Origin of the sequence: Paraconexibacter algicola, assembly GCF_003044185.1 — a bacterium.
Taxonomy (GTDB): Bacteria; Actinomycetota; Thermoleophilia; order Solirubrobacterales; family Solirubrobacteraceae; genus Paraconexibacter; species Paraconexibacter algicola.
Genome location: NZ_PYYB01000005.1, coordinates 124,898 through 151,756 on the forward strand (window position 1 = coordinate 124,898; position 26,859 = coordinate 151,756).

Below are 26,859 nucleotides of genomic sequence, written 5' to 3' on the forward strand. Positions count from 1 at the left end.
CCCGCGCCCGTCCCGTCCTCCGTCGTCCGCTCCTCCGAAAGGCCTGACCACCGTGTCGACCCCGTCCGTCTCCCTGCCGCTGCGCGGCCGCTCCACCACCGACCGTGCGCGCGGCGCCCGCTCCCCCTCCGCCGTGCTCGCCTGGGCGCGCCGTCGTCCCGAGCTGCTCGCGCTGCTCGTCCTCGCCGCGGTCCTGAACCTCTGGGGCCTGGACCGCAACGGCTTCGCCAACGAGTACTACGCCGCCGGCGTCCGGTCGATGACCGAGAGCTGGCACGCGTTCCTCTACGGGTCGTTCGACGCCGCCGGCGTCATGACCGTCGACAAGCCGCCGCTGGCCCTGTGGATCCAGGCCGCCTCCGCGAAGGTCCTGGGCTTCAACTCCTGGGGCCTGCTCGTGCCGCAGGCGCTCATGGGCGTCGCGAGCGTCGCGCTCGTGTACGACCTGACCCGCCGCACGTTCGGGCGCGGCGCCGGCTTCGCCGCCGGCCTCGTGATGGCGACGACCCCGGTGATCGTCGCCGTGTCCCGCCACAACAACCCCGACGCGCTGCTCGTGCTCTGCTCGGTCGCCGCCCTGTGGTTCCTCGTCCGCGGCCTGCAGGACGGCGCCAGCCGCTGGCTCGTGCTCGCCGGCGTGGCCGTCGGGCTCGGCTTCGAGGCGAAGATGGCCGCGGCGCTCATGGTCGTGCCCGGGATCGTCGCCGCCTGGATGTGGGTCGCGCCGCGCGGCCGCCTCGCCGCGGTCCGCCAGCTGCTCGCCGGTGGCGCGGCGATGGCGGTCGTCGGGCTCGCCTGGCCGGTGCTCGTGTGGCTCACGCCCGCCGCCGACCGGCCGTGGGTGTCCGGCACCTCCGACAACAGCATCTGGTCGCTGATCCTCGGCTACAACGGCCTCGGCCGCCTGTTCGGCCAGGACGGCGGGCCGGGCGGCGGGGCCGGCGGCCCCGGTGGTGGCGGCCCGGGCGGCGGCGTCTTCGGCGGCGAGCCCGGCGCGCTGCGGCTGCTCAACGACGCGCTCGGCGGGCAGGGCGGCTGGATGCTCGGCTTCGCGCTCGTCGCCGGGGTCGCGGTGCTCGTGTCCTCGCGGCTGCGCCGCAGCGACGCCCGCACCGGCTGGCTCGTGGCGATCGGCGGCTCGTTCCTCGTCACCGCGGTCGCGTTCAGCCGCGCCGAGGGGATCTTCCACCCCTACTACGTCTCGCTGCTCGCCCCGTTCACCGCCGCGCTCGTCGGGGCCGGCGTCGGGCAGATGGTCCGCGACCGGGGGATCGCGATGCGGATCCTCGGGCCGCTGATGATCGCCGGCGGGATCGCCACCGAGCTCGTCGTGCTCGGGGACATCGACGGCCAGTTCGGCTGGCTGCCGCCCGTGCTCGTCGTCGCCGGCGTCGTGGTGTCCGCGCTGCTGGCGTTCGGCGTGCCCCGCAAGGTGCGGGCGATCGCGGTCGCGACCGTCCTCGGCGCCCTGCTCCTCGCCCCGGCGACGTGGGCGTTCCAGACGCTCGGGCACGCCACCAGCGGCACCTTCCCGGCCGGCGGCCCCGCCGGGGTCGGGATGGGCATGGGCGGCCCGGGCGGTCCCGGCGGCATGCGCGGTGGCCCGGGCGGCCCCGGCGGCATGCGCGCGTCCGGCCCGCCGCCCGCGGGCGCCTTCCCCGGTGCGCCGCCGTCCGGTGTCGCGCCCTCCGGGGTGCCCGGCGGGACCACGGCCACCCCGGCGACGCCCTCGGGCACGGTCCCCGGGACGCCCGGGACGCGCACCGGCGGCGGCGGGCCGTTCGGTGGCAACGCGCAGTCGCTGACCGCGGCGGTCGCCCACGCGAAGACCCACGGGGGCGGCACCGTCGTCGTCGCCAGCCAGAGCGGCGCGGCCGGCTCGCTCATCAGCTCCGGGGCCGACGTCGCGGCCATCGGCGGCTTCTCCGGTCGCGAGAGCCAGGTCACCGTCGCGTGGCTCGCCGACGCCGTCGAGCGCGGGCAGATCCGCTACGTGCTCGCCGACAGCAGCGGCGGCGGCATGCGCAACGACGGCCGCGTCGGGGCGAGCGACGTGCTCGCGGTCGCCGCCCAGGTCGGCACCCCGGTCAGCAGCGTCGACGGGCTCTACGACCTGCAGGGGCTCGCGGACGCCCTGCGGGCCGCCGCCTGACGCGCGACGAGCCGGCGACGGCGGGCGGGGGACGCGTATCCTCGCCCGCCGTATGGCCACGAGCCGCCTGGTGATCGAGTACGACGGGACCGCCTTCCACGGCTGGGCGCGGCAGCCCGGGCAGCGCACCGTGCAGGGCGAGCTCGAACGGGTCCTCGCCGTCGTCGCGCGCCGCGAGGTCCCGCTCACCGTCGCCGGGCGCACCGACACCGGGGTCCACGCCCGCGGCCAGGTCGCCTCCCACGACGGGCCGCCGCTGCCGCTGCGCAACCTCAACGCGCTGCTCCCCGAGGACGTCGCCGTCACGGCGTCGCTGCCGTGCCGCGAGGGCTTCGACGCCCGCCGCGACGCCCTGTGGCGCTCCTACCGGTACGAGATCTGCACCCGGCACGTGCGGCCCGTGTTCGGACGCACCACGGCCCTGCACCTGCGGTCCGCCCCCGACCTCGACGTGCTCCAGGACTGCGCCGCCCTGCTGCCCGGCACCCACGACTTCACCGCGTTCACGCCGACCGAGACCGAGCACGTGCACTTCTCCCGCACGATCCACGAGGCGTCGTGGACGGCGACCGCGGACGGCATGACGTTCACGATCCGCGCCGACGCGTTCATGCGGCACATGAACCGCGCGCTCGTGGGGACGATGCTCGACGTCGCCGCCGGCCGGCTCACCCGCAGCGCGTTCGCGGCGCTGCTCGCCGGCGCGCCGCGCAGCCACGCCGGGATGACGGCGCCCCCGCACGGCCTGACGTTCACCGGGGTCGGCTACCCGCCCGAGATCCTGCGGCCCGACTGACGCCGTCGATAGGTTGGTCCGGTGCGCGTGCTGCTGACCAACGACGACGGGATCGAGGCGGAGGGCCTGCACGTCCTGCGGCGGGCGCTGCGCGCGCTCCCGGGCGTGCAGGTGGTCACGATCGCCCCCGACGGGAACCGCAGCGCGATCGGCCGCGGGATCACCACCCGGCGGCCGCTCGTGGTCGAGCGGATCGACTTCGACGACGGCGACCACGGCTTCGCGACCGACGGCACGCCGGTCGACTGCGTGCGGCTCGCGTCGCTCGGGCTCGTCGAGGGCTTCACGGCCGACCTCGTCGTCGCCGGCATCAACCACGGCTCCAACCTCGGGGACGACATCACCTACTCGGGCACCGTCGCCGCTGCGATGGAGGGCGTCGTGCTGGGCCTCCCGGCGATCGCCGTGTCGCAGCAGAGCGACGCGCGCGAGATGGACTTCCGCCTCGGGGACGCGTTCGACTTCACCGTCGCCGCGCGGTTCGTCGCGCGCGTCGTCGAGGAGCTCGAGGAGATCCCGCTGCCGCCCGCGACGCTGCTGAACGTCAACGTGCCCGCGGGGGAGCCCTCGGGTGTGGAGGTCGCGCGGCTGGGGAAGCGGATCTACCGTGACGAGCTGCGCGAGCACGACCTCGACGACCACGGCCGCCGCCGCTACTGGATCTACGGGACGGACCCGACCTACCACGACGAGCCCGGCACCGACCTGTCGGCGGTCGCCGCGGGGCGCATCACGGTGACGCCGCTGCACCTCGACCTCACGCAGCACGACGGCATCGGGCCGCTGTCGATGCACGACCTGTCGCGGCTGCTGGCCCCGGCCAGCCGCGACGTCTGAGGGCGTGACCGCGGACGCGACGACCCGCGCGCGCGTGGCGGAGCTGCGCGCACAGGTCGACCACCACGCGCGGCGCTACCACGAGGACGACGACCCCGAGATCGGCGACGACGCCTACGACGCGCTCGTCGAGGAGCTCCGGGCGCTCGAGGCCGCCCATCCCGAGCTGGCGGCCGACGACTCGCCCGCCCGTCGCGTCGGCGGTGCGCCGGTCGCGCGGCTCGGGAAGGTCGAGCACCTGCAGCCGATGCTCTCGCTCGCCAACGTCCGCGACGCGCAGGAGCTGCGCGACTGGGTCGGGCGGATGCGCAACCACCTCGCGCGCGAGGGGCTCGCCGACGTCCCGTTCCGCTACGTCTGCGAGCCGAAGGTCGACGGCCTCGCGATCTCGCTGCTCTACCGCGACGGGACGCTCGAGCGCGCGGCCACGCGCGGCAACGGGGAGATCGGGGAGGACGTGACCCACAACGTCCGCGCGATCGCCGAGGTGCCCATGACGCTCGGACCGGACGCCCCGCCGCTCGTCGAGGTCCGCGGCGAGATCTACATGCGCGTCTCGGACTTCACCGCGCTCAACGAGCGCCGTGCCGCCGCCGGCCGCTCGACGTTCATGAACCCCCGCAACAGCGCGGCGGGCACGATCCGCCAGCTCGACCCGGCGCTCGCCGCCGAGCGGCCGCTGTCGCTGTGGGCCTACGGGATCGGCGCGCGCGACGGCCTCCCGCACGGCGGGCACGAGCAGGACCTCGACTGGCTGCGCTCCCACGGCTTCCCGGTGAACGGCGACGTCGTCGCGCTCGACGACGAGGACGCGGTGATCGCCCGCTGCGCCTGGTGGCAGGAGCGCCGCGGCGCGCTCGACTTCGAGATCGACGGGGTCGTCGTCAAGCTCGACGACCACGAGCAGCGGCGGCGCCTCGGCGCCGTCGGCCGCGACCCGCGCTGGGCGGTCGCCTGGAAGTTCCCGCCGAGCACGGCGGTCACGCGGCTGCAGCGGGTGATCTGGAACGTCGGCAAGTACGGGGACCTCCATCCGTTCGCGGTGCTGGAGCCGGTGGCGGTGAGCGGCGTGACCGTGAAGCTCGCCACGCTCCACAACGAGGAGGACCTCGCGCGCAAGGACGTGCGGCCCGGCGACGACGTCATCGTGCTGCGGGCCGGCGACGTGATCCCGCAGGTCGTCTCGCCCGCCCCGCACGTCGTGGAACGGCCCGACCGGGCGGCGCCTCCCCGACCGCCCGACGCCTGCCCGTCGTGCGGCACCGCGATCGTCAAGCCGGGCGCGTTCTCGCGCTGCCCCAACCGCGCCTGCCCGGCCCGGCAGTGGCAGCTGCTCAAGCACTTCGCCTCGCAGGGCGCCATGGACGTCGACGGGCTGGGGGAGCGGCAGGTCGCCCAGCTCCAGGAGGCCGGGCTCGTCGCGTCCGCCGCCGACTTCTACCGCCTCGACGTCGCCGCGCTGACGGCCCTCGACGGCGTCGGCCCGGTCAGCGCCCAGCGGCTCGTCGACGCGATCGCCGCATCCCGCGAGCGCCCGTTCTCCCGCGTCCTCTACGCCATCGGGATCGAGGGCGTCGGGGCGGTCACCGGACGCAACCTCGCGCAGCGGTTCCGCACGATCGACGCGTTGCTTCACGCCGACCCGGACGCGATCGCGCAGACCCCGGGGATCGGCCCGGTCGTCGCCGCGCTCATCCACGAGCAGCTCGCCGACCCGCAGATGCGCGCGCTCGTCGCCGACCTGCGGGCGCTCGGCCTGGTGTTCGAGCAGGCGGGCGCCGCGCCGGGGGAGGGGACCCTCGACGGCCGCACGGTCGTGCTCACCGGCACGCTGCCGACGCTCACCCGCGAGGAGGCGGCCGAGCGGATCCTCGCCGCCGGCGGGCGCGTCACCTCGTCGGTGTCGGGGCGCACCGACGCCCTCGCGGCCGGGGACGGGGCGGGCGCCGCCAAGCTCGAGAAGGCGCAGCGGCTCGGGATCCCGGTGATCGACGAGCCGACGCTGCTGGCGGTCCTCGCCGGGGACGCGCCGCTGCCCGGGCGCGGCGGGGCCGACGACCCGCCGGGCTAGCGTCCGGCGACGCGCAGCACCCGCGACTCGCCCCGCACGAGCGTGCGCGTCGTCGGCACCACCCGGATCCGGTAGCGGCTCGTCGTGCGCGGCGCGCGGATCGTCACGGCGTAGCGGGAGCGGGGCCCCGCCGGCACGGTCCGCGTCCGCCGGACCGTGACCGCCCGGCCCGACCGGGTGATCTTCTGCAGCGACACGGTGGCGTTGCCGCGCGGCGCGACGTTGCCCGAGAACCGCACGCGACCGCCGCGCCGCCGCTGGACGCGGATGCCGACCCGCGGGCGGACGCTCAGGCGCACCGTGCGGCTCTCGACCGCCCGTCCCGCGATCGTGGTGCGGACCCGGTAGCGGGTCGTGCGCTGCGGGTTCACGGTGAAGGTGAAGGCGCCGGTGGCGGACGCGGTGAGCTCCCCGACGCGGGCGAACGGGTCGCGGAACGGGTACGCGGTGCCGACGAGCGTGACGCGCGCGCCGGCCGTCCCGGTGCCGCTGACCGTGCCGATCACCCGGGCGCTCGAGCCCCACGTCACCGGGTCGGGCGACAGCTGCAGGCTCGCGACCGCCGGGACCACGGGGGTGGTGAACGACTTCGTGGCCCCGCGCCGCGTGCCGCCGTCGCTGGTCACCACGAACCGCACGTAGTGCCGGACCGCCGGCGTGAGGCCCGGCACGGCGATCGCGACCGGGACGGCGCCGTCCCCGCTGCCGAGGTCCACCGACGGGGTGCGGCGCCCGAAGCGGGTGCTCGTGCCCCATTCCACGTACGCGGTCGTGCGGCGGCCGTTGGGGTCCACGCGCCCGTTGAGCACGGCGCTCGTGGGGGTCAGGTCGGTGACGCTGCCGGTCGACAGGCCCGCCTGCGGAGGAGCGGGCGTCGTGAAGGTGCGGTTGGCGCCGACCGTCTCGCCGCCCGCGTTCGTCGCGCGGACCCGGTAGTTGTAGGTGCGCCGCGGGGCGAGCCCGGACAGCGTGGCGGAGATCGTCCGCGCCGCCGAGTCGGTCCCCGCGTCGATCGCCGCGGTCCGCGAGCCGTACGCAGTGCTGGTGCCGTACTCGAACACCACCGAGGTGCGGGCGCCGCCCGGGTTCACCGACGCGGAGACCCGCGCGGAGGAGGCGGTGACCGACGACGCCCCGGAGGTGCTGGCCACCGGCCGCGGCGGGGTCGCGGCGTCGGTCGTGAAGGTCCGGTCCTCGCCGACCGTCGTGCCGTCGGCGTTGGTCGCGCGCAGCCGGTAGTGGTAGGTCGTCCCCGCCGTCAGGCCCGTCAGGTCGGCCTCGACCGCGAGGTCCACCGTGCCGTTGCCGGCGTCGCGCGCGCTCGTGCTGGTGCCGTAGCCGGTCGTGGTGCCGTACTCGAACGCGTAGGTCGTCGCGACCCCCGCGGGGTTGACCGTGCCCGCGACCTGCGCGGAGGTCTGGCCGACCGCGGTGGCCGCGCCGGTCGTGGCCGCCGGTGGGCCGGCCGCGAGGGCGACGGTGGCGGCGAGGCCCGTCAGCAGCAGGACGACGGCGGCGAGGGTGCGCAGGAGCGGACGGCGGGAGGTCACATCTGCGGCAACCCGCGCACGCGCCCAGGGTTGCGCCGATCGCTCGCGCGCGCCCGGTTGGGGTTCGCCACGGGCCCGTGGGGTAGGCGATGGACCTGTCCTCCCTGCCTGCCGACCGGTCCGACGACGACGACACCGCCGCCCGCAGCCTCGCCCACTGGAGCGAGGCCGGTCGCAGCGAGATGGAGGCGTTCTACGCCTTCGCCTCGCTCGACTACGAGCTGCTGGCCCGCGCCCTGCCCTGGGACGCGACGCTCACCGCCGTCCGCGACCGTCGGTCGCTCGGCGCCGGCACGCCGCTGCGGCTGCTGGACGTCGCCTGCGGCTCCGGGAAGTTCCCCGCCGCGCTGCTGGCCGGACCGCGGCTGCGCGACCACCTCGAGGCGGGCATCGACTACGCCCTGCTGGACCCGAGCGCGTTCTCCATCGCCGAGGCGGCCGGCGTGCTGGCCCCGCCGTTCGTCCGCGGGGCCGCGTACGAGACGACCCTCGAGGACCTCGACCCGTCCGCGGGCCCGTGGGACGTCGTCTGGGCCACGCACGCCCTGTACGCGCTGCGTCCCGACCGGCTGCAGCAGGCGGCCGATCGGTTCGTCGCGGCGATCGCGCCGGGCGGCCTCGGGTTCCTCGCCCAGGGCGCCGGCGGTGGGCACTACCTGCGCGTCTACGAGGCGTTTCTGCGCGGCGTCCGCGGCAGCGGCACGCCCTACCTCGGCGGTGAGCAGGTGGCCGACGCGCTCGAGCGCGCAGGCGCCGCGCGCGACCTGCGGGTCCACCGTCACCACCTCCACTACGAGCACCGCGTCCCGCTCGACGACCTCGGGCTGCTCGAGGGATACCTGCAGCGCTGCCTCTTCGACGACACGCTCGGCCTCGACGAGATGCTCGTCGCCCCGCAGCTGGGCACCTACCTCGCCGGCTGCCGCGACGAGCAGGCCGGCGTCTACCGCTTCGCACAGGACGTCCTGTGCGCCACCGTCCTCCCCGAAGGAGTCCCGTCACCGTGGACAGCCGCATCCTGAGCGCCGAGCACGCCCGCGAGTCCGGGGTCGACCGGCCCTGGGAGCAGACCAACGAGGACTGGTGGGACTGGTACCTCTCGCTCGCCGACGCGCGCGACGGGGCGCCGACCGAGCTCGTCGCGGTCGACCCGCCGGACGCCGTCGCCCTGCCGACGCTCGACGAGCTCCGGGAGGAGCTCGCCACCCCGTACGAGCTCGGGTCCGAGGCCGTGGAGCGGTTCGAGCGCGACGGCTACGTCAAGCTCCGCGACGTGCTCTCGCCCGGCGCCCTCGCCGCCGGCCGCGCCGAGGTGCTGCGACTGGCCGCCGCCGGGGACGGTCCCGGCCGGTCCGGCTTCCTCAGCATGGACCTGATGTGGCGCAGCGGCTCGGAGGTCCTCGAGCTGTTCGCGCTGTCGCCGCGGATCGGTCGCATCGCCGCCGACCTCCTGCAGGTCGCGGAGGTGCGGCTCTACCACGACAACGTGCTCTCCAAGGAGCCCGGCTGCGGCCGCACCCCCTGGCACTTCGACGCCCACCACTTCCCGATCGCCAGCCGCGACGTGGTGACCAGCTGGGTGCCGCTCCAGGCGATCCCCGCCCCGATGGGCCCGCTGGCGTTCGCCGCCGGCAAGGACGTCTGGAAGACCGCCGAGGCCGTCGACTTCTCCTCCACCGACGACTCCTACGACCGCGGCGTCGCCGAGGCGTTCCGCGCGGCGGACGTGCAGGTCGACGACTCGCCGTTCGCGCTGGGCGAGATCTCCTTCCACCACTCGTGGTGCTTCCACTACGCCCGGCCCAACGCGACGACGCAGCCGCGGATGGTCCACGCCTCGACGTACTTCGCCGACGGCGCCCGGCTGGTGGACGAGCCGACCATGGTCTCGGGCGACTGGCAGCGCTTCATGCCCGGCGCCCGGCCCGGCGCGGTCATCGACACGCCGCTGAACCCGATCGTCTCCCGGTGAGCCCCGAGCGGACCGCGGCGCCCGGCGCCGACTACTGGCGGGCCCGTGCCCGCGCGCTCGGGGAGCGCGCCGTCATCTCGACCGACCACCCGGACGGCGCGGCGCTCGACGACGTGACCGCCCGGCACCGCGCCCACGTGCTCCCGGCGCTCGCCGCCGAGCTCGACGGCACCGAGCGGACCGTCCTGGACCTCGGCTGCGGCACCGGCCGGCTGACGGCCGACCTCGCCGCCGCGGTCGGCGGCCGCGCGATCGGCGTCGACCCGGTGCCCGAGCTGCTGGCGCTCGCCCCCGCGTCGGCGGCCACGGAGTTCCGCACGCTGGAGGTCGGCGAGCCCCTGCCGCTGGCCGACGACGAGGTCGACGTCGTGTTCACCCTCACCGTGCTGGGCGGGCTGCTCCACGACGACGAGCTCGACGCCACCGCCGGTGAGATCCGCCGGGTGTTGCGCCCGGGCGGGCTGCTCCTGCTCGCCGAGTCGGTGTCCGACCTGCCGCGCGTCGAGCACTGGGTGCCGCGCTCGGCCGACGACTACGCGCAGGCGTTCCCCTGGGCGGACCTGCGCGTGGCGGCCCGCTTCGACGACGCCGGCGACCCGATCGCGGTGCTGGCCGGGCGCTGAGCGGGCGGCTCAGCCGTCCAGCGAGGCGATCTTCGGGACCATGCGGTCCTCGATGCGCTTGGCGGCCAGCGCGTCGACCGCGTTCTCCAGCAGCGAGAAGTACACGCTGCGGCCCCCGGTGGTCGTGCAGAAGCCGCTCAGCGCGCTGACGCCCCGCAGCGTGCCCGTCTTCGCGCTGCAACGGCCCTCGGCCGCCGTCCCGCGCATGCGCCCGGCGAGGGTGCCGCTGCGGCCGATCACCGGCAGCGAGGTCCGCCACGCGGTCCGCACGTCGGCCGGCTGGCGGTCCATCGCCTGCAGCAGCGTCACGAGTTGGCGCGGGGAGGCCTTGTCGGCGCGCGAGAGGCCCGAGCCGTCGACCATCGCGGTCGGCCGCACCCCGATCCCGCGCAGCGTCGTGCGCATCACCGCGATGCCCGCGGCGGTCGTGCCCGCGGTCCCGAAGCGGGCCCCGAGGCCCTTCACGAGCATCTCGGCGTAGAAGTTGTCCGACGGCTGGTTCGTCGTGGCGGCCAGCTGCGCCATCGGCGGGGAGTCGACCGTGGCCAGCGGCGCGGCGAGGTCGACGTCGGCCCGGGGGAGGGTCTGCACGCGCGGCATGCCCGAGCGTGATCTTCGCCGCGCGCAGGAACGCGTGGAGCCGCTCGGCGGCCTCCAGCGCGGGCCCGCCCGCCGGGTCCGGCCGCCCGTGCGACCAGGTCAGTGCGCCGAGCCAGCCGCCGAGGTCGTCGTCGGGGCGGAAGCCGGAGTCGTAGCTGCCGCGGCGCCGGTCGAACAGGGACTCGTCGGCGAGGACGCCGCCGCGGACGCGCCGCACGCCCGCCGTCTTCAGCTCGGCGACGAGCGCCTTCAGCGCGACGTCGTTGAGCGCCGGGTCGCCGGCGCCGACGAGGTGCAGGTCGTCGATCGACCCGTCCTCGACCTCCCCGCCGGGCGGGGCGAGCACGCGCGTCTCGAGCGTCGCGCGCGGCCCGAACTTCAGCAGCGCGGCGGCGGTCGTGAACAGCTTCTCGTTGGAGGCCGGGCTGAGCGACGTGGTCGCGCGGCGCTGGAAGAGGACCTTCCCGGTGCGGGCGTCGACGACGAGCGCGGCGGCCTGGGAGCCCAGGCGCTGGTGCAGCGTCGAGAGCTGCGCCTTGAGCCGGGACTCGTCGAGGGCGTGCGCGGGGGCGGCGGAGAGGGCCGCGAGCACGAGGCCCAGGACGGCCGCGCCGGCGCGGGAGCGACGGTGGGACGACATGCGCGCACCACGGTAGCGGCCGGACCCGTCGGCGCGCGCCGGACCGGGCTCCGGGTTGTGGTGCGCTCAGGCGACCGCGGTCTCGAGGGCGCGCGCGACGCGCTCGACGTCCTGCGGGCGGTGCGGCACGGTCAGCCGGATCCGTGCGGGGTCCCCGAGCGGGCCGCCGCTGCGGACCGCGATGCCCGCGCGCTGCAGGTGCTCGGCGAGGTCGCCGCCGCCGTGCCCGCGCGCGCCGATCCACAGCACGTTGGCCTGCGACGGGGTGACCGTCAGCGGCAGCCCGGCGACCGCCTCGAGCAGCCGGGCGCGCTGCGCGGTGATGACGGCGGCGCGCTGGGCGGGCAGGCCCGCGTGGTGGCGGACGGCCTCGAGCACCCCGGCGACGGCGAGGTCGCCGAGCCCGAGCGACGGCTCGAGCTGCTCCAGCAGCGCGGCGGCGTCCGGGCCGCCGACCGCGTAGCCGCAGCGCAGGCCCGCCAGGCCCCACGCCTTGGAGAACGTGCGGAACACCAGCAGCCGGGGGTGCTCGGCGGTGAGGTGCAGCGCGGCGTCGCGCTCCTCGGCGGTGACGTAGTCGCGCAGCGCCTCGTCGAGCACGACGACGACCCGCTCGGGCAGCGCGGTCAGGAGCCGCGCGAGCTCGCCGCGGCGCAGCAGCTCCCCGGTCGGGTCGTTGGGGTTGGCCAGCGCGACGATCCGGGTGCGCTCGTTGACCGCGCGCAGCAGCGCGTCGACCGAGAACCCCGGGACCGGGACCGCGACGCCCTGCGCCGCCCGGGCGACGATCGGGTGCAGCGGGTAGCCGGGCCACGGCGTGACGAGCTCGTCCCCGGGGGCCAGCAGCGCGTGCGCGGCGGCGGTCATCAGCTGCGCGGACCCGTCCCCGACGACGACGCGTTCGGGCTCCAGCCCCAGCGCGTGGGCGAGCTCCCCGCGCAGCTCGCCGCCCTGGCGCTCCTGGTAGCGGTGCAGGCCGCGGCGCGCCGCGTAGGTGATCGCGTCGACCACGCGGGAGGGCGGGTACTCCGGCCAGGTGGTGACCGAGAGGTCCAGCGGCTCGACGCGCGAGAGCGCGCTGCGCCGGCGCTCCTGCGCCTCCTCGCGCAGGCCGCGGTTGACCTCCTCGGCGGGGACCGCCTCGAACTGCCGGTAGTAGTCGCGGATGCCCACCGTCGGCGCCCCGGTCAGCCGGTCGGGGCCAGCGAGGCCCCGGGCCCGGCGATGAGCAGCAGCCAGCCGATGAACAGCGTCGCGCCGATCGCGGCGGTGATCCCGAAGACGCGGCCGATCACCCCGTCGCGCTGGTCGATGCCCGCCGCGCGCCGCACGAGGATCCACAGCTGGTCGAGCCGCTTGAGCACCATCAGGCCGCCGAACAGGACGGCCAGCAGGACCGCGAAGCCGACGAGCAGCCCGACGCCGAGGTTGTCGGTGCGGAACTGCACCTGCGAGGCGACCCACAGCGACCCGGCGGGGATCGGTCCCCAGTAGAGCGCCGAGATCAGCGCCATCAGCCCGAGGATCGCGGCGGCGAGCAGCCGGTCGATCCGCTGCCGGGACGCGCTGCCCCGCTGGGGCAGCGCGCGGTACTTCACCGGGGCGGTTCCCGGGCGTCGCCCGATGAACAGCCCGCCGTTGTCGGTGGGATCCGTCCTCACACGCGCAGGGTAGCGCGGCGTGCGCGCGCGTCAGCCGGCATACAGGGCGTCGAACCGGTCGGCGTACTTCTCGTTGACGACGTTGCGCTTGACCTTGAGCGTCGGGGTCAGCTCGCCGGTCTCCTGCGAGAGGTCGTGCTCGAGGATGAAGAAGCGCTTGACCTGCTCGACCTGCGCGTACTTCGCGTTGGCCTTGTCGAGCTCCGCCTGGATCAGCGCGTGGACCTCGGGGTGGGCGGCGAGCGCGGCGATGCTCGTGTCCTCGATCCCGGCCGCGGTGGCCCAGGGGACGATCTCCTCCTCGTCGAGCGTGATGAGCATCGACGGGTACGCGCGACGGTCGCCGTGCATCATCGCCTGCGAGACCCAGCGGCTCTGCTTCATGTCGTTCTCGAGGTTCGCGGGCGTGAGGTTCTTGCCGCCCGCGGTGATGATGATGTCCTTCTTGCGGCCGACGATCGTGAGGTAGCCGTCGTCGTCGAGCCGGCCGAGGTCGCCGGTGTGCAGCCAGCCGTCGACGATCGTCCCGAACGACGCGTCGTCGTTCTTGTAGTAGCCCTGGAAGATGTTCGCGCCGCGCACGAGCACCTCGCCGTCGTCGGCGATCCGCAGCTCGACGCCCGGCAGCGCCCGGCCGACCGTGCCGAACCGGTGGTGCTCGATCGTGGAGATCGTCGACGCGGTGGCCGTCTCGGTCATGCCGTAGCCCTCCATGACCGGGACGCCGCAGGCGAAGAAGAACTCGAGGATGTCCTTCGCGATCGGGGCGGCGCCGGTGACCGCCTGGCGGACGTTGCCACCGAACGCGGCGCGCACGTTGCGGAACAGGCGCTCCTCCGCCTGCTCGAACGGGCCGCGCAGCTCGTCGGGGATCGGCACGCCGGCCGCCTCGAGCTCCCGGACCTTGACGCCGAGCTTCGTGGCGGCCTGGATCAGCGCCGGGTCGCCCTGCGAGGTGACGAGCGTGTAGATCTTCTCGAAGATCCGGGGGACCGACGGCAGGTAGCTGGGCTGGACCTCCTGGAGCTCCCCGACGATCGCCTTGGGGTCGCCGCCGAAGTACGCGATCGTCGAGCCGAGGTCGATGCTCAGCAGCTGGATCAGCAGCGCGAACGAGTGCGCCAGCGGCAGGAACAGGTACGTGACGTCGCCCTCGTGCAGCACGTCGACCTGCTCGCACATGTCGAGGATCGCGCGGTAGTTGCCGTGGCTGAGCACGCAGCCCTTCGGCGGCCCGGTGGTGCCCGACGTGTAGATGAACGTGAACGGGTCCTCGGGGCGTACGGCGGCGGCGCGCTCGCGCAGCTCCGCCTCGCCGCGCGCGCGGCCGCGCTCGCGCAGGTCGGCGACCGGGATCGCGTCGCCGACGTCCCCGGCGGGGTCGACGACGATGACGTGCCGCAGCGCGGGCAGCCGGTCGCGGACGGCGGTGATCTTCGCGACCTGGTCCGCGTCCTCGCAGACGACGGCGACGGCCTCGGAGTTGCCGACGACCCACTCGCACTCCTGCGGCGAGTTGGTCGGGTAGATCGGGACGACGACCGCGCCGGCGCTCGAGATGGCGAGGTCGGCGTAGGTCCAGTCGGGGCGGGTCGTGGCGAGGATCGCCACGCGGTCGCCGGGGGCGATGCCCAGGTCGATGAGTCCGCGCCCGATCTCGCTGGTGATCGCGCCGACCTCGGCGAACGTGACGTCGCGCCACTCGCCGCCGGTCTTGTAGCGGACGAGCGGGCGGTCGGCGAACTGCTCGGCGGCGAGGCCGATGAGGTCCGCGATCGTCGCGGACCCGGTGTTCTCGACGGGGGTGGACGCCTCCATCGTTGCTCCTCTCCTCGGGGACCCAGCCGCCCGCGGGGCGGGCGGTGGATCGATGCTATCCGCAGTCCGCGGGGTCGCGGGGAGGGTGCGGTGCGGCGCGGAGGCTCAGGCGGATGCCGGTGTCGGCCGTTCGGCGGACTGCTGGTGCAGGCTCGCCATGAAGAGGGTCTTGTCGATGCGGCCCTGGAAGATCGGGACCCCCAGCTCGACGCACTTCTCGATCACGTCCCGCCGGCTGAGACCGGTCTCTCGGGCGAGCTCGGTGGGCGTCAGGTGAATGGCCATTCGGGTGGGACCTCCTGGTGGTTCGTGACGATCACGACATGACCGTTCGACCGTACACCCGGTCACGGACACCATCAACTAAAGGTTTGCTCAACCACGACGGCCGTCGCGGCGCCCGGTCAGATCGGGTTCCAGATGTCCACGAAGTGGTGCGTGACGCCGTGCCGGGCGGCGAGGTGGTCGCCGAGCGCGCGGACCCCGTGGGTCTCGGTCGCGTAGTGGCCGGCGGCGACGAACGTGATCGCGTTCTCGCGCGCGGCGAGCATCGCCCGCTCGGCGGGCTCGCCGGTGACGAACGCGTCGAGGCCCGCCGCGACCGCCTCGTGCAGGTGGTCGCTCCCCGCCCCCGAGACGATGCCGACGCGGCGCACGCGCTCCGGGCCCGCGTCGAACACCAGCGGCTCGCGGTCGTGGCAGACGCCGCGCACGCGGGAGACGAGCTCCTCGCGGGTGATCCCGTCCCCGGGGAACGTGCCGGCCACGCCGATCGTGCGGCCCTTGTGGACGCCGAACGCCTCCCAGCGCTCGCAGCCGATCCCGCGCGCGAGCAGGGCGTTGTTGCCGAGCTCGAGGTGCGCGTCGAGCGGCAGGTGGTAGGCCGCGAGCGAGATCTCGCGCTCGAGCAGGAGCCGCAGGCGACGCGCGGCGGGCCGGTCGAGCGCCAGCGGCGCGCCGTGCCAGAACAGGCCGTGGTGCACGAGCACGAGGTCGGCGTCGAGGGCGACCGCCCGCTCGAGCAGCTCGAGACCGGCGGACACGCCGGTGACGACCGTCGCGACCGTCCCCCGGCCGGGGACCTGCAGGCCGTTGGGCGCGTAGTCCGGGAACCCCGGCGCGTCCAGCAGCGTGTCGAGATCGGCGAGCAGGTCGTCCAGAAGCGCCATGGCCCGGTACGACACACGGTCGAGGCGCGATTGTCCAGCGGGCCGAACCTGCACGCCACGCCTTGCCCGGGGCCTCCACTGAACGCTAGAGTTCGCGCCCGGTGCGGCGCACGGACGCCGCCGCTGCCGCCACCCGGGTCCAGGAGAACGACCATCGCTGCCACCGCTCCCACGTTCGTCCCCGTCTGCCGGGCGAACACCGACACGACGGACCCCGACCTCGTCGCCGCGGTCCGGCGCGGGGACGACCAGGCGTTCGAGCTGCTCTACGAGCGCTACCACCGGCGGATCGCCGCCTACATCTTCGGGATGGTCGGCGACTACGGCCGCGCGGAGGACATCGCGCAGGACGTGTTCATGTCGGCGCTGCGCCGCATGCGGGAGACCGACCGGCCGATCGCGTTCAAGCCCTGGGTGTACGAGATCGCGAAGAACGCCTGCATCGACCAGTTCCGGCGGTCGCGGCGCACCGAGGAGGTCTCCTACGACGCCGACGAGGGCCTCGGGGCCGTCGACTACGGCAAGCTCGTGACGACCGGGCCCGCCCCCGACGTGGCGGTCGACCAGAAGATGTCGATCGACCACCTGCGCGGCGCGTTCGGCGGGCTCAGCGAGACGCACCACCAGATCCTCGTCATGCGCGAGCTCGAGGGGCTGAGCTACCGCGAGATCGGCGAGCGCCTGGGCATGAGCCGCGCCTCCGTGGAATCGACGCTGTTCCGCGCCCGCCGGCGGCTCTCGGAGGAGTACGAGGAGCTGAGCTCCGGCGAGCGCTGCTCGCGCGTGCAGCTGATCATCGCCCAGGCCGCGGGGACCGCGCTCGGGGCCCGCGACCAGCGCAAGCTCGGCAAGCACGTCGCGCACTGCCAGTCCTGCCGTCGCGAGGCGCACCTCGCCGGCCTCGACCTCGCCGTGCTGCGGCCGCGACCCGTGCGCAGCCGCCTCGCGGCGCTGCTGCCGCTGCCCGCGTTCCTGCGCCGGCGCCTGGAGGGCGACGAGGGGGGCCTCGGCTCCGGGCTCGCCGCCGGGCACCACGCACCCGCCGTCGCCCAGTGGAGCGCGCAGATGTCCGCTGCCGTCGACCCGGCGGTCGCCGGCTGGGCGAAGGCCGCCGTGGCTGCCGCGACGATCGCCGTCGCCGGGCTCGGCGCCGGTCAGGTCGGGGGCGACGACCGCATCGACCTCCGCGCCGGGCTGCCCGGCAACGCCGTCACGGAGGGCCTCGGCGCCGCGCCCGAGCGCTCGGCCGTCCCGGCGGCGGCGACCGCGGAGCGTCCCGCGGGGACCGCCACGGGCGCCGTCCGGCCCGCGTCGTCGGCGGCCGCGACCGCGACGCCCGCCCCGGCGAGCCCGTCGGGCCCGTCGGCCGCCGGCGTGGCCGGCACCACCGCCGACGCCGTGCGCGAGACCTCCCCGGTCGCCCCGCTGCTCGGCGGCGGCAGCACCGGCGACGCGCCGTCGGCCCCGGCCGTCGCACCCGCCGACGCGCTGAAGCTGCCGCTGCAGACCGGTGACCCGACCGCGACGGCCACCGGCGACGGCCGCCCGCCGTCGAGCCGCCAGGAGGACCTCACGCAGGCCGTCGAGGACGTCGTCTCGGCGCTGCCGTCGGTGCCCGCGCCGCAGACCGTCGTCCCGACGCCGCAGGGGGCGACGCCCGACCCGCGCACCGGGGTCGCGGACGCGCTGGGCGACGCGACGTCCGCCGTCACCGGGGCGCTCGCGCCCTGAGCGTCCCCGGGCCCGTGCCGCGCGGTGACGTGGGGCGGGCCTGGCACACTGACGGCGTGCCCGATCCGACGCTCGCGGACGACGACTTCGCCGCCTCGCTGACCGACTCCAGCCTGTACTCGATCGGCGCGTACTTCTGCGACCGGCACCCCGAGCTCGTCGAGGACGTGCTGGCGCAGAGCGTCGACATCGAGCAGCAGGGGCTGCGCGCCTGGGCGACGACGGAGGGCACGAGCGTCGAGACGGCCTTCCAGACGCTCGTGACCGGGCTGGCGGTGCGGTACTTCTCCGCGGTCGCGGGCGGCGGCTGAGCGGTCAGCCGCCGAGCAGGTCGAGGACCGCCGCCTCGATCGAGCCGTGGGTGGCGAGCACCCCGGGGTCGGGGAGCGCGGCGAGGTCCAGCACCGCCTCGGCGACCGTCTCGCCCGCGGTCCAGCGGTCGAACACGCGCGGGTCGATGTAGGAGGACCGGCACACCGCGGGCGTGTTGCCGAGGTAGCGGGCGACCTCGTCCGCCGCGCGCTTCATCACGCGCTCCTGCGCGCGCCGCGAGGTGCCCGCCGCGGGCTCCGCGATCGAGACCGCGACCGCCGCGAGCACGGTGGCGTTCCACGTCCGGAAGGCCTTGGCGCTGACGTCGTCCAGCCCGGTCGCCTCGCGGATGTACGCGTTGACGGCCTCCGCGCGGACGGGGTGCCAGCCGGTCGCGTCGCGGTGCGCGAACAGCCGATCGCCGCCGCTGCGACGGCGCCGGAGGGTTCCGACGATCTCGGCGGCACGCGCGTCGACGACGTTCTGCACGCGACGCCGCCCGTGCTTGGCGGTGTAGTCGAAGACGAGCACGTCGTCGTGCGCGATCTGCACGTGGCGCTTCTCGAGCGTCGTGAGGCCGAACGTGCGGTTCTTCGCGGCGTAGGTCTCGGTGCCGACCCGGAAGAACCCGCGGTCCAGCAGCCGCACGACGCAGGCCAGCACGGTCGCCTCGTCGCGGTCGTCCCCGGCGATGTCCGCGTCGACTCGGGCGCGCAGGTCCGGCAGCGAGCGCGCGAACCGGGCGGTGCAGTCGAACTTCGCGCGCGACCGACGCGCGACGTGGTCGGGGTGGTAGCGGTACTGGCGCCGGCCGGCCGCGTCGGTGCCGGTCGCCTGCACGTGGCCCTGCGGGTCGGGGCAGACCCACACGTCCTTCCAGGCGGGCGGGATCGCGAGCGCGCGGACGCGGTCGCGATGCTCGGTCCCGCGGATGCGCCGACCCCGCTGGTCGAGCAGCTCGAAGCCCCGCCCGCGGCGACGCAGGCGCCAGCCGGGGCCCGACGGATCGGAGCGGCGGACGCGGGGACGGCGGGTGGGCGCGCTCGACGGGGGCACGGCGAGGGCGTGCCCGGCGCCCGGGTGTCGCATGCGCGGCGTGCGCGGCCGCGCGCCAGGGCGGGCGCGGGCGGGACCGCACGGCACCGCGAGGCCCGTCCGTGAGATACTGCAGGCCGATCCCGGGGCGTGGCGCAGCCTGGTAGCGCGCACCGTTCGGGTCGGTGAGGTCCCCGGTTCGAATCCGGGCGCCCCGATCGAGCAGCACAGACCCGAGAAGCACCTCCCCGAGCAGTCGGGGACACCAGGAGAAGAGGCGCCGGAGGACCGTTCAGCACGGATCTCCGGCGCCTCTTCGCGTTGGCGCGGACGACGTGCCCGCCCGCCGCGTCAGCCCTGGATGCTCGCGCGCGCCGCGGTGCAGCGCGACCGCTGCGCCTCGACCCGGCGCGTCGCCGGGCGGGCGGGGCGTCCGGACGGGGCGCCGGACAGCTCGCGCAGGTACGCGGTGATGGTGGCCTCGTCGGCGCGGTGGGCCAGCGCGTTGCGGCGGGCGCCGCGCGTCGTGACCGGGGTGGGGGTGGTGCTGGGGGTCATGCGGTCTCCAGGGTCGGGATGGGCTCCGTGCGCGACACCGGACGGGGGCGCAGCAGCACGGCGGCGAGGAGGACGCCGGTCGCGGCGACGGCCGCGGCGACGGTGAAGGCGAGCTGGTAGCCCGCGACGAGCGAGGGCTTCAGCGCACCGCCGGCCTCGACGAGGCCCGCGGTGTGGTCGTCGGCGATCGTGCTGAGGACGGCGACGCCGAGGGCGCCCGCCACCTGCTGGCTGACGTTCGTGACGCCCGAGCCGAGGCCCGCGTCCTGGCGCGGGACGCCGGCCATGGCGATCGTGAGCAGCGGCTGGAAGGCGCTGCCGATGCCCAGGCCGATCGCGAAGCAGGCGAGGAACACGGTCGGGAAGAACGCGGTCTGCGTCCCGGCGGTGCTGAACAGGAAGAGGCCGACGGTCGCGCTCGACATGCCCCCGAGCAGCACCGGGTACGGCCCGAAGCGCTCGACCAGGCGGGTCGTGACGCCGCGCGACAGGACCGCGACGGTGAGCGTCCAGGGCAGGAACGCCGCCCCGGTCTCGATCGGGCCCAGGCCGCGGACGCGCTCGAGGTACAGGGTGCCGAGGAAGAACGTGCTGTACATGCCGACGACCAGCAGCGACCGCACGGCGTTGGCCTGCACGACGCCGTGGACGGTGAGGATCCGCAGCGGCATGATCGGCTCGGCGATCCGCCGCTCCAGCGACACGAACGCCGCCATCAGCACCGCGGCGAGGGCGGCGAGGCCGAGGACCGGGGTGGAGAGCCAGCCGTGCGTGCTCACCTGCACGATCGCGGCGATGCCGACCATCAGCGAGGTCGTCACGAGGGCGGCGCCCGCCCAGTCGACGTGGTGGCCGAGCCCCAGGCCGCGGTCACGCGGCACGAACCGCCGGCCGAGCAGCACGGTCGCCAGGCCGATCGGCGCGTTGACGAGGAAGATCCAGTGCCAGCTGAGCGCCTCGGTCAGCAGGCCGCCGGCGAGCAGGCCGAGGGAGCCGCCGGCGACGGACACGAACACGTAGGCGCTCATCGCGCGTGCCTGGTCGGGACCGGGGCGGAAGTTCGTGACGATGATCGCGAGGATCACCGACGCCTGGGCGGCGGCGCCGACGCCCTGCAGGAAGCGGGCGGCGACGAGCGCGCCGCCGCTGGGGGCCAGGGCGCACAGCAGCGACGCGACGGTGAAGACCACGACGCCGGACAGGAAGATCGTCCGCCGGCCGACGAGGTCGCCGAGCCGGCCGGCGAGCAGCAGCAGGCTGCCGAAGCTGATGAGGAACGCGTTGACGACCCAGGTCAGCGCCGACGAGCTGAAGCCGAGGTCGTCCTGGATGGTGGGGAGGGCGACGTTCACGATCGTCGCGTCGAGCACGATCATCAGCTGTGCGAGGCAGACGGTGGCGAGCATCGCCCAGGGGCGGTCGACGGACGGTCGAGGGGAGGGTGACGGGGGCGGCGTGGGGGTCATGGTGTGCACCGGACCTTGAGACGAGGAGGGGGGAGCGCTAAAGTGGAGGGCGCCTCCAGAAAGAAGTGGAGGGTGCCTCCGGTTCGAGACGGACTATATGGAGGCCGCCTCCGTTTTGTCAAGGACGGTTCCGTCATGACCTCGATCGATCCCACGTCCACCGCCGCGCCCGCGCTCCTGCAGCGCCCCCGGCGCGCGGACGCGCTGCGCAACTACGAGAAGATCCTCGCCGCCGCCCGCGAGGCGTTCGCCCAGGGCGGCGAGTCAACCGCGCTCGAAGAGATCGCCCGCCGCGCGGAGGTGGGCATCGGCACGCTCTACCGCAACTTCCCCAACCGGCAGGCGCTGCTCGAGGCGCTCTACCTCGGCGAGGTCGAGCAGGTCTGCCGTGGTGCCGCCGAGCTCACCGCGACCGACCCGTGGGGGGCCCTCGAGGAGTGGCTCGTCGACCGCGTCGCCGCCTACATCGCGACGAAGCAGGCCCTCGCCGGACAGCTGCTGCAGTACCTCGACGCCGACGCGCCGCTGTTCGCCACATCGCGCGAGGCGCTCTGGGCCGCGGGGGAGCCGCTCCTGCGCGCCGCCCAGGAGGCCGGGGCCGTCCGCGAGGACGTGACGATCGTCGAGCTGCTGCAGCTCGTCGTCGGGATCGTGAAGATCCCCTGCAGCGCCGAGGCGCAGCGCGAGCGCATCCTGCGGCTCGCGCTCGACGGCCTGCGCTACGGCGCCTGACGCGTCGCGCCCGCGTCGTCGAGGCCGAGCGTCGCCGCCCACATCCCGAGCACCGCGGCGTGCGCCTCGTCCACGCCGACCAGCGGCTCGCGCCCGAACACGGTCGTGAGGTACGCGACGTTTGCGTGGTGCAGCAGCCGCGCGGTCTCGCGAGGTGCCGCGATCGGCGCGCCCTGGGCGGCCGCACGCTCGACCACGCCCGCGACGAGCGCGACGTAGCGCTCGTGCACGCCGTCGAGCACCGCCTCGACCGCGGCGTCGTGGATCGCCGCCTCGCCCAGCGCGCGCACCAGCGGGCCGTGCTCGGCGAACGCCTCGACCGCCCGCCGCAGCCCCTCCTCCAGTGCGGCGCGGTCCAGCGAGGAGAGGGCGACCAGCTCCTCGTGCGCGTCCAGCAGCGCCCCGAACGCATCCTGCCCGACCCGCAGCACGAGGTCCGGGAGGTCGTCGAAGTGGCGGTAGAACTGCGTCCGCGCGAGCCCCGCGTCCTGCATGACCTCCTCGACCGTCACCTCCCGGAACGGCCGGCGACGCAGCGCCGCCTCCGCGGCCGCGACGATCGCGGCGCGGTTCTCGCCGCGAGCGGCGCGCAGACGGGTCCGACGGACCTCCGGGGCGGGCACCCGACCGACCGTAGCAGGCCGATGTGACAGTGCGTTGACGCCGTGTCACATCCGTGGTTAGGCTCGCCCACCGTGCCCCTGACCGTCACCCCGACCCGGCGTCAGCTGCTGCAGGGAGGCGCGGGTCTCGCCGCCGCCGCGGCGCTGCCCGCGCCCACCGCCACGGCGGCCCCGCGCCCCACCGACCGGCGTCCCGACGTCGTCCACCGCGGCCGGTCGATCGCCGTCAGCCCCGACGGGCGCCGCCTCGCCGTCGCGCACGCCGCCCGCCGGACCCTCGAGCTGACCGACCGCCGCGCCCGCGCCACACGCCGCGTCACGCTCGACGGGCAGCCCGCGGAGCTCGCCTGGGCGCCCAGCGGCGGCCTCCTCGCCGTCACCACCGCGTTCTGGGACGCCCCCGGCCTCGAGCTGCACGGCCTCGACGGCCGCCGCACCCGCCTGGACGTCGGCCCCGCCCCGCTCGCGGTCGCGATCACCGACCGGCCGCGCCGGATCGTCGTCGCCGGCGGGGAGCAGGAGGGCACCCTCCACGTCCTCTCCGGCCCCGGCTACGCGCAGCGCCGCGTCGTGCCGCTCGGCGCGGTCCCGCGCGGGCTCGCCGTCCACGGCGACCGCGCCTGGGTCGCGCTGCAGGCCGAGGACGCCGTCGTGCACGTCGACCTCGCCACCGGCGCCGTGCTGCGCCGCGTCGGCGTCCCCGCGCTGCCCGACCGGATCGCCATCCGCCCCGACGGCGCACGGCTGCTCGTCGCCCACGGCGGCCCCGCCCGGGACCTCACCGAGCTCGAGACCCGCCGCGGCGGGCGCCGGCGCGCGCTCGCCGCCGCGCCCGCCGTCGGCGCGGTCGCCTACGCGCCCGGCGGACGCCGGCTCGCTGCGCTCCCCGAGGCCGCCGCGGTGCTGTCGATCGACGCGCGCGGCCGCCGCCGCCGGCTGCCCACCGTCTCCGGCCCGCGCGGTCTCGCGGTCGCCGGCCGCCACGTCTTCGTCGTCAGCGCCACCACCGGGAAGGTCGGGAGGGTCCGTCCATGAGCATCGACCGCCGCAGGCTCCTCACCCGCGCCGCGCAGCTCGGGGCCGCGGCGACGCTCGCGCCCGTGCTCGACGCGCAGGCCCGCGACGAGCGCCCGCCGAACATCCTCATCCTCATGACCGACCAGGAGCGCCACCGCGACCGGCTCCCGGACGACCTCCCGGTCCCCGCCCGCTGCTGGATGGACGAGCACGGCACGAACATCGACCGCTTCCACAGCTCCTCGATGGCCTGCACCCCGTCGCGCGGCTGCCTGTGGACCGGCATGTACGGCCCGCAGACCGGCCTCTACGGGACGTTCATCGTCGGCGCGCAGTTCAACGTCGACCCGTCGATCCCGACGATCGGCGACCTCTTCAAGAGCATCGGCTACCGGACCGCGTTCTTCGGCAAGTGGCACCTCTCCTACCCGGGCGAGATCCCCACCAGCGCCGAGACCGCGCTCGACACGCTGCAGGGCAACCCGCTGCGCGGCAACGGGTTCGACGACTCCGTCATCTCCCCGCCCTCGGACGTCTCCGCCTACAACGACGGCTACGTCAACGACCCGATCTGGACGCGGCAGGCGCTCGACTGGCTCGACGCGCACGGGAAGGACGAGCAGCCCTGGCTGTGCATCCTGTCGCTGCTCAACCCGCACGACATCCAGTACTACCCGCGCGGCTTCGCCGTGGACTTCGAACGCCCCGACTACGGGATGGAGCCCGACCCGTCGTGGTTCGAGGAGCCGAAGCTCGACGACAAGCCCTCGGGCCAGGAGCGGTTCCGCAAGGTCGTCGAGGTCATCAGCGGCACCCCCGCGGGCGGGGCGCGGCGGGAGGGCTACGTGCGCTCGCTGCTCAACCTGTACTGCGACCTCATCGTCGGGACCGACGAGATGCTCCAGGCGATGATCAAGAAGGTCATCGACCTCGGGGTGCTCGACGACACGGTGCTCGTGCGCACGGCCGACCACGGGGAGCTCGGCGGCGCGCACGGCCTGCAGAACAAGGGCACCACGATGTACGACGAGCAGAACCGCATCCCGTTCACCGTCGTGTACCCGAAGCGGTTCCCGGCGGGCGGGCGGTCGCGCGCGCTCGGGGAGCAGGTCGACCTCCTGCCCACGCTGCTCGAGCTCGGCGGGGTCGCCGACCCGGTGGCGCGGTTCCCGTGGCTGCGCGGCGTGTCGCTCGTGTCCGCGCTCGAGCAGCCCGAGTCGCCCGGCCCGCGCAGCGAGATCCTCTACCGGATCGACGAGTTCGCGATCACGAGCGTCGGCAACGAGAAGCCCACCAACACCCACATCCGGGCGTTCTTCGACGGGCGCTACAAGTTCGCGCGCTACGTCGCGGTGAAGGACGGCTGGTTCGCCGGCCCGGAGTTCGTCGCCTCCCAGGAGTACGAGCTGTACGACACCTGGGAGGACCCGTACGAGATCCGCAACCTCGCCAACGACCGCGGCTACGCCGCGCTGCGCGACGACCTGCTCGCCCGGCTCGGGGAGCTCGAGAAGGCGAAGTGGGGGCCGGTCGGCCTCCCGGCGTTCGGGCCCGGTCAGCCGATCGACGCGTTGCCCGTCGTCCCGAACGCCGGCATCACCCAGGGCGGCGTGCCGAGCCCGTGGCCCGACACCGGACGGCCCGGCTCCTACCTGATCGTCCCCGGCCGCCAGCCGACCCCCACCAGCTGGCTCTACGAGGGCGAGCTGCCCGCCACGATCGGGGGCGGCCCGACACCGGACGGCGTCGAGCTCGCCGCGTTCTTCTGCGAGCTGATGCCGCGCGGCTCGTAAGTCCCGGCGCCCGCGCGCGTTGGAGGGGACATGGGCAGACGACGCACCCGGACCACCCCCGTCTCCTGGGCGGCCTTCGCCGCCCAGGACGTCGACGAGGCCCGGGCCGGCCGGCCGTCGGCGGACCTGCGCGCCTATGCGGCCGAGCGCGACCTGCACTTCGGCGGCGACCGACGCCAGCTGCGCGTCCTGGGCGGCGTCCCGCGGTGGAACGAGTACATCCACAACTGCTGCGCCGGACGCCTCGGCGACCGCCGACAGGGCGTCGTGCAGCACGAGCTGCTCGAGATCGGGTTCGCGACCTCCGAGCACTCCGGCCACCGGCTCGCGATGGGCGGCGACTTCGCGAAGGTCAAGCTGCGCGGCGACCTGCGCCTGGCCGACCTGCTGCCGCTCGCCCACCTCTTCAGCGGTGTGCGGGACGCGCCCGGACCGTTCCCCGCGGACACCGCGACGGTGCCGGTCACGGCCGTCGTCCTGCACGTGCCGCAGGCCGCGCTGCTGTCGCGGTTCACCGTGCGCTCCGCCGACCGGCTGCGCAACGCGGACGGGCCGCCGCTGGACCCCCACGGCCTCGCCGGCTACCGCCTGCGCGGCCGGGACGCGTTCGAGCCCGCCGCGTGGGAGCGGCTGCTGCCCCGCGCCGCCGGGGCGCTCGGCGCGCTCGCCGGACCGTACGTCTCGTTCGAGGCGGGGACCGCGCTCGTCGCCCTGCGCGTCGGCGGCTTCGTCGCCGACCCGGGGCGGCTCGACGCGCTCGTCGCACACGCGCTCACGCTCGCCGACGCGGTGGCCGACGTCGTCGCACCGCCGCCGCACCCGGACACGCGGTTTCACCTCCCGCTGCCGCCCGCGCCCGCCGAGGAGCCGATGCAGGACGCCGACCGCTGGGGCGCGACGCTCGACGACGCCGCCGCGCAGTGGGGCCTGCGGCGCGAGGACCCGGACGCGCTGCACCGCGCCTACCCGGCGCTTCCGGTGCCGGGACGCTCCCGCGGCGTGCTCGCCGGCGAGCTCCCCGGCGGCGCGCGCGGTCGCTTGACGTTCCACCAGCATCGCCGCGGCGACCTCTCGCTGCTGGCGGCCGCCCTGTTCGAGCGCCGGCCGGGGGCGCCCGAGCTGCCGCCCGGCGGCGTCAACGACGACGGGTCCGGCATGCGGGTCGCCGCCGTCGGGGACCTCGTCGCGTGCTGGAGCCAGACGATGGACGACGGGCAGCTCGCGGTGACCGCCACCGCTGAACGCGGGCGGCGGGCGGCGGCGTCGCTCGGGCAGCTCGCCGGGTAGCGGGGGCGGGGCTGCCGTCGGTCAGTCCGTGCGCTTGAGGTGTCGGGCGAGCTCCTGCACGGCCGCCGCCAGCTCCTCGACCGCCCGGCGGGTGGACGGATCCTCGATCCCGGCGGCCGCGCTGCGCGCCTTCTGCGCGTGCTCGTGCAGCGACGCCACGAGCGCGCCGGTCCGTGGGTCGGTCATCCCCGCGCCGCCGCGTGCGTGGTGTGCGCCGGCGCAGCCGCGCGCCCGTCGGCCGTCTCGCTCGGTCCCCGCATCGGCACATCCCACACCATCGCCCCGACGGCTCCCTGCCACCAGGGCTTCGTGAGAGTCCTCTGAGAAGGGCGCCCCGTGCGACCCGCGACGCGGTTGACTGGCGGGCATCCGGGGAACGAGGTCCCCGGGACCACCACCGTCAACGTGCAAGGAAG

At 75.4% G+C, this 26,859-nt stretch carries 25 protein-coding genes, 1 tRNA gene and 1 pseudogene; 14 read left to right on the forward strand and 13 right to left on the reverse strand.

What is annotated here, in order from left to right:
- Positions 1-52: 52 nt before the first annotated feature.
- The 4 genes from C7Y72_RS21655 to ligA are packed head-to-tail and all read left to right on the forward strand — an operon-like array spanning position 53 to position 5,856.
- Positions 53-2,152 (forward strand): glycosyltransferase family 39 protein, encoded by a 2,100-nt coding sequence (locus C7Y72_RS21655; RefSeq protein WP_107571285.1) that lies wholly within the window; start codon positions 53-55, stop codon positions 2,150-2,152.
- Positions 2,153-2,204: 52 nt separating this feature from the next.
- Entirely contained in the window at positions 2,205-2,948 is a 744-nt protein-coding gene (gene truA / locus C7Y72_RS21660; protein ID WP_107571286.1) for a tRNA pseudouridine(38-40) synthase TruA, read from the forward strand.
- A 21-nt stretch (positions 2,949-2,969) separates the two neighbouring features.
- Positions 2,970-3,785, forward strand: a complete 816-nt coding sequence (surE, locus tag C7Y72_RS21665) for a 5'/3'-nucleotidase SurE (RefSeq protein ID WP_107571287.1) — start codon at positions 2,970-2,972, stop codon at positions 3,783-3,785.
- A gap of 4 nt (positions 3,786-3,789) precedes the next feature.
- Positions 3,790-5,856 carry an NAD-dependent DNA ligase LigA gene (gene ligA, locus C7Y72_RS21670; protein WP_107571288.1) on the forward strand — a complete coding sequence of 689 codons (2,067 nt, stop codon included), beginning with the start codon at positions 3,790-3,792 and terminating at the stop codon, positions 5,854-5,856.
- On the opposite strand, the gene C7Y72_RS21675 is transcribed toward ligA, so the two are convergent.
- Positions 5,853-7,406 carry a fibronectin type III domain-containing protein gene (locus tag C7Y72_RS21675; RefSeq protein ID WP_107571289.1) on the reverse strand — a complete coding sequence of 518 codons (1,554 nt, stop codon included), beginning with the start codon at positions 7,404-7,406 and terminating at the stop codon, positions 5,853-5,855. The two genes, ligA and C7Y72_RS21675, sit on opposite strands and share 4 nt — an antisense overlap.
- 89 nt (positions 7,407-7,495) lie before the next feature.
- Here C7Y72_RS21675 and C7Y72_RS21680 point away from each other — a divergent pair, with 89 nt between their 5' ends.
- Genes C7Y72_RS21680 through C7Y72_RS21690 form a run of 3 tightly spaced genes read left to right on the forward strand, consistent with a single transcriptional unit; the run spans position 7,496 to position 10,001 of the window.
- A complete protein-coding gene (locus tag C7Y72_RS21680; RefSeq protein WP_107571290.1) occupies positions 7,496-8,428 on the forward strand; it encodes a class I SAM-dependent methyltransferase in 933 nt (310 codons plus the stop codon).
- A complete protein-coding gene (locus C7Y72_RS21685; RefSeq protein ID WP_107571291.1) occupies positions 8,410-9,378 on the forward strand; it encodes a phytanoyl-CoA dioxygenase family protein in 969 nt (322 codons plus the stop codon). Before C7Y72_RS21680 ends, C7Y72_RS21685 begins: the two co-directional genes overlap by 19 nt.
- On the forward strand, positions 9,375-10,001 hold the full coding sequence (locus tag C7Y72_RS21690; RefSeq protein ID WP_158276991.1) for a class I SAM-dependent methyltransferase: 627 nt from the start codon (positions 9,375-9,377) through the stop codon (positions 9,999-10,001). Before C7Y72_RS21685 ends, C7Y72_RS21690 begins: the two co-directional genes overlap by 4 nt.
- Before the next feature lie 9 nt (positions 10,002-10,010).
- On the opposite strand, the gene dacB is transcribed toward C7Y72_RS21690, so the two are convergent.
- The 7 genes and pseudogenes from dacB to C7Y72_RS21720 all read right to left on the reverse strand — a co-directional run bounded on the left by dacB (position 10,011) and on the right by C7Y72_RS21720 (position 15,889).
- Positions 10,011-10,592, reverse strand: a complete 582-nt coding sequence (gene dacB, locus C7Y72_RS21695; protein WP_158276992.1) for a D-alanyl-D-alanine carboxypeptidase/D-alanyl-D-alanine endopeptidase — start codon at positions 10,590-10,592, stop codon at positions 10,011-10,013.
- 169 nt (positions 10,593-10,761) lie between these two features.
- Positions 10,762-11,241 (reverse strand): annotated as a pseudogene (locus C7Y72_RS24315) (D-alanyl-D-alanine carboxypeptidase); the annotation flags it as partial.
- Positions 11,242-11,307: 66 nt separating this feature from the next.
- On the reverse strand, positions 11,308-12,414 hold the full coding sequence (locus C7Y72_RS21705; RefSeq protein WP_158276993.1) for a pyridoxal phosphate-dependent aminotransferase: 1,107 nt from the start codon (positions 12,412-12,414) through the stop codon (positions 11,308-11,310).
- A 14-nt stretch (positions 12,415-12,428) separates the two neighbouring features.
- Positions 12,429-12,902 carry a hypothetical protein gene (locus C7Y72_RS23635; protein ID WP_158276994.1) on the reverse strand — a complete coding sequence of 158 codons (474 nt, stop codon included), beginning with the start codon at positions 12,900-12,902 and terminating at the stop codon, positions 12,429-12,431.
- A gap of 30 nt (positions 12,903-12,932) precedes the next feature.
- Positions 12,933-14,720 (reverse strand): AMP-dependent synthetase/ligase, encoded by a 1,788-nt coding sequence (locus C7Y72_RS21710; protein ID WP_107571294.1) that lies wholly within the window; start codon positions 14,718-14,720, stop codon positions 12,933-12,935.
- Between the two features lie 105 nt (positions 14,721-14,825).
- Entirely contained in the window at positions 14,826-15,005 is a 180-nt protein-coding gene (locus tag C7Y72_RS21715; RefSeq protein WP_107571295.1) for a hypothetical protein, read from the reverse strand.
- A 119-nt stretch (positions 15,006-15,124) separates the two neighbouring features.
- Positions 15,125-15,889 (reverse strand): Nif3-like dinuclear metal center hexameric protein, encoded by a 765-nt coding sequence (locus C7Y72_RS21720; protein ID WP_107571296.1) that lies wholly within the window; start codon positions 15,887-15,889, stop codon positions 15,125-15,127.
- 30 nt (positions 15,890-15,919) lie between these two features.
- Here C7Y72_RS21720 and C7Y72_RS21725 point away from each other — a divergent pair, with 30 nt between their 5' ends.
- Together C7Y72_RS21725 and C7Y72_RS21730 are read left to right on the forward strand one after the other, a co-directional pair.
- Entirely contained in the window at positions 15,920-17,620 is a 1,701-nt protein-coding gene (locus tag C7Y72_RS21725; RefSeq protein WP_158276995.1) for a sigma-70 family RNA polymerase sigma factor, read from the forward strand.
- 56 nt (positions 17,621-17,676) lie between these two features.
- Positions 17,677-17,931, forward strand: coding sequence for a hypothetical protein (locus C7Y72_RS21730; RefSeq protein ID WP_107571298.1), 255 nt, complete (start codon positions 17,677-17,679; stop codon positions 17,929-17,931).
- 4 nt (positions 17,932-17,935) lie between these two features.
- Here C7Y72_RS21730 and C7Y72_RS21735 read toward each other — a convergent pair whose 3' ends face one another.
- Positions 17,936-19,021, reverse strand: coding sequence for a DNA topoisomerase IB (locus C7Y72_RS21735; RefSeq protein WP_107571299.1), 1,086 nt, complete (start codon positions 19,019-19,021; stop codon positions 17,936-17,938).
- A 90-nt stretch (positions 19,022-19,111) separates the two neighbouring features.
- Here C7Y72_RS21735 and C7Y72_RS21740 point away from each other — a divergent pair.
- A tRNA-Pro gene (locus C7Y72_RS21740) sits at positions 19,112-19,185 on the forward strand.
- A gap of 133 nt (positions 19,186-19,318) precedes the next feature.
- On the opposite strand, the gene C7Y72_RS21745 is transcribed toward C7Y72_RS21740, so the two are convergent.
- Both C7Y72_RS21745 and C7Y72_RS21750 read right to left on the reverse strand, forming a co-directional pair.
- On the reverse strand, positions 19,319-19,525 hold the full coding sequence (locus tag C7Y72_RS21745) for a hypothetical protein (protein WP_107571300.1): 207 nt from the start codon (positions 19,523-19,525) through the stop codon (positions 19,319-19,321).
- Positions 19,522-20,931, reverse strand: a complete 1,410-nt coding sequence (locus tag C7Y72_RS21750) for an MFS transporter (protein ID WP_233243958.1) — start codon at positions 20,929-20,931, stop codon at positions 19,522-19,524. The genes C7Y72_RS21745 and C7Y72_RS21750 overlap by 4 nt, the downstream gene beginning before the upstream one ends.
- A gap of 195 nt (positions 20,932-21,126) precedes the next feature.
- On the opposite strand from C7Y72_RS21750, the gene C7Y72_RS21755 reads away from it, so the two are divergent.
- The gene (locus C7Y72_RS21755) at positions 21,127-21,723 is read left to right on the forward strand and encodes a TetR/AcrR family transcriptional regulator (RefSeq protein ID WP_107571302.1); all 597 of its coding nucleotides are present in this window, start codon (positions 21,127-21,129) and stop codon (positions 21,721-21,723) included.
- Here the strand turns inward: C7Y72_RS21755 and C7Y72_RS21760 are convergent.
- The gene (locus tag C7Y72_RS21760) at positions 21,711-22,346 is read right to left on the reverse strand and encodes a TetR/AcrR family transcriptional regulator (RefSeq protein WP_146175494.1); all 636 of its coding nucleotides are present in this window, start codon (positions 22,344-22,346) and stop codon (positions 21,711-21,713) included. The genes C7Y72_RS21755 and C7Y72_RS21760 overlap by 13 nt on opposite strands.
- 72 nt (positions 22,347-22,418) lie before the next feature.
- Here C7Y72_RS21760 and C7Y72_RS21765 point away from each other — a divergent pair, with 72 nt between their 5' ends.
- From C7Y72_RS21765 to C7Y72_RS21775, 3 genes are read left to right on the forward strand one after another with little or no spacing between them, the layout of a single operon-like run.
- Entirely contained in the window at positions 22,419-23,381 is a 963-nt protein-coding gene (locus C7Y72_RS21765; RefSeq protein ID WP_158276996.1) for a YncE family protein, read from the forward strand.
- The gene (locus tag C7Y72_RS21770) at positions 23,378-25,156 is read left to right on the forward strand and encodes a sulfatase-like hydrolase/transferase (RefSeq protein ID WP_107571305.1); all 1,779 of its coding nucleotides are present in this window, start codon (positions 23,378-23,380) and stop codon (positions 25,154-25,156) included. Before C7Y72_RS21765 ends, C7Y72_RS21770 begins: the two co-directional genes overlap by 4 nt.
- Positions 25,157-25,186: 30 nt before the next feature.
- The gene (locus tag C7Y72_RS21775; protein WP_107571306.1) at positions 25,187-26,443 is read left to right on the forward strand and encodes a hypothetical protein; all 1,257 of its coding nucleotides are present in this window, start codon (positions 25,187-25,189) and stop codon (positions 26,441-26,443) included.
- Between the two features lie 21 nt (positions 26,444-26,464).
- On the opposite strand, the gene C7Y72_RS23640 is transcribed toward C7Y72_RS21775, so the two are convergent.
- A complete protein-coding gene (locus tag C7Y72_RS23640) occupies positions 26,465-26,629 on the reverse strand; it encodes a hypothetical protein (protein ID WP_154732956.1) in 165 nt (54 codons plus the stop codon).
- Between the last annotated feature and the right edge of the window lie 230 nt (positions 26,630-26,859).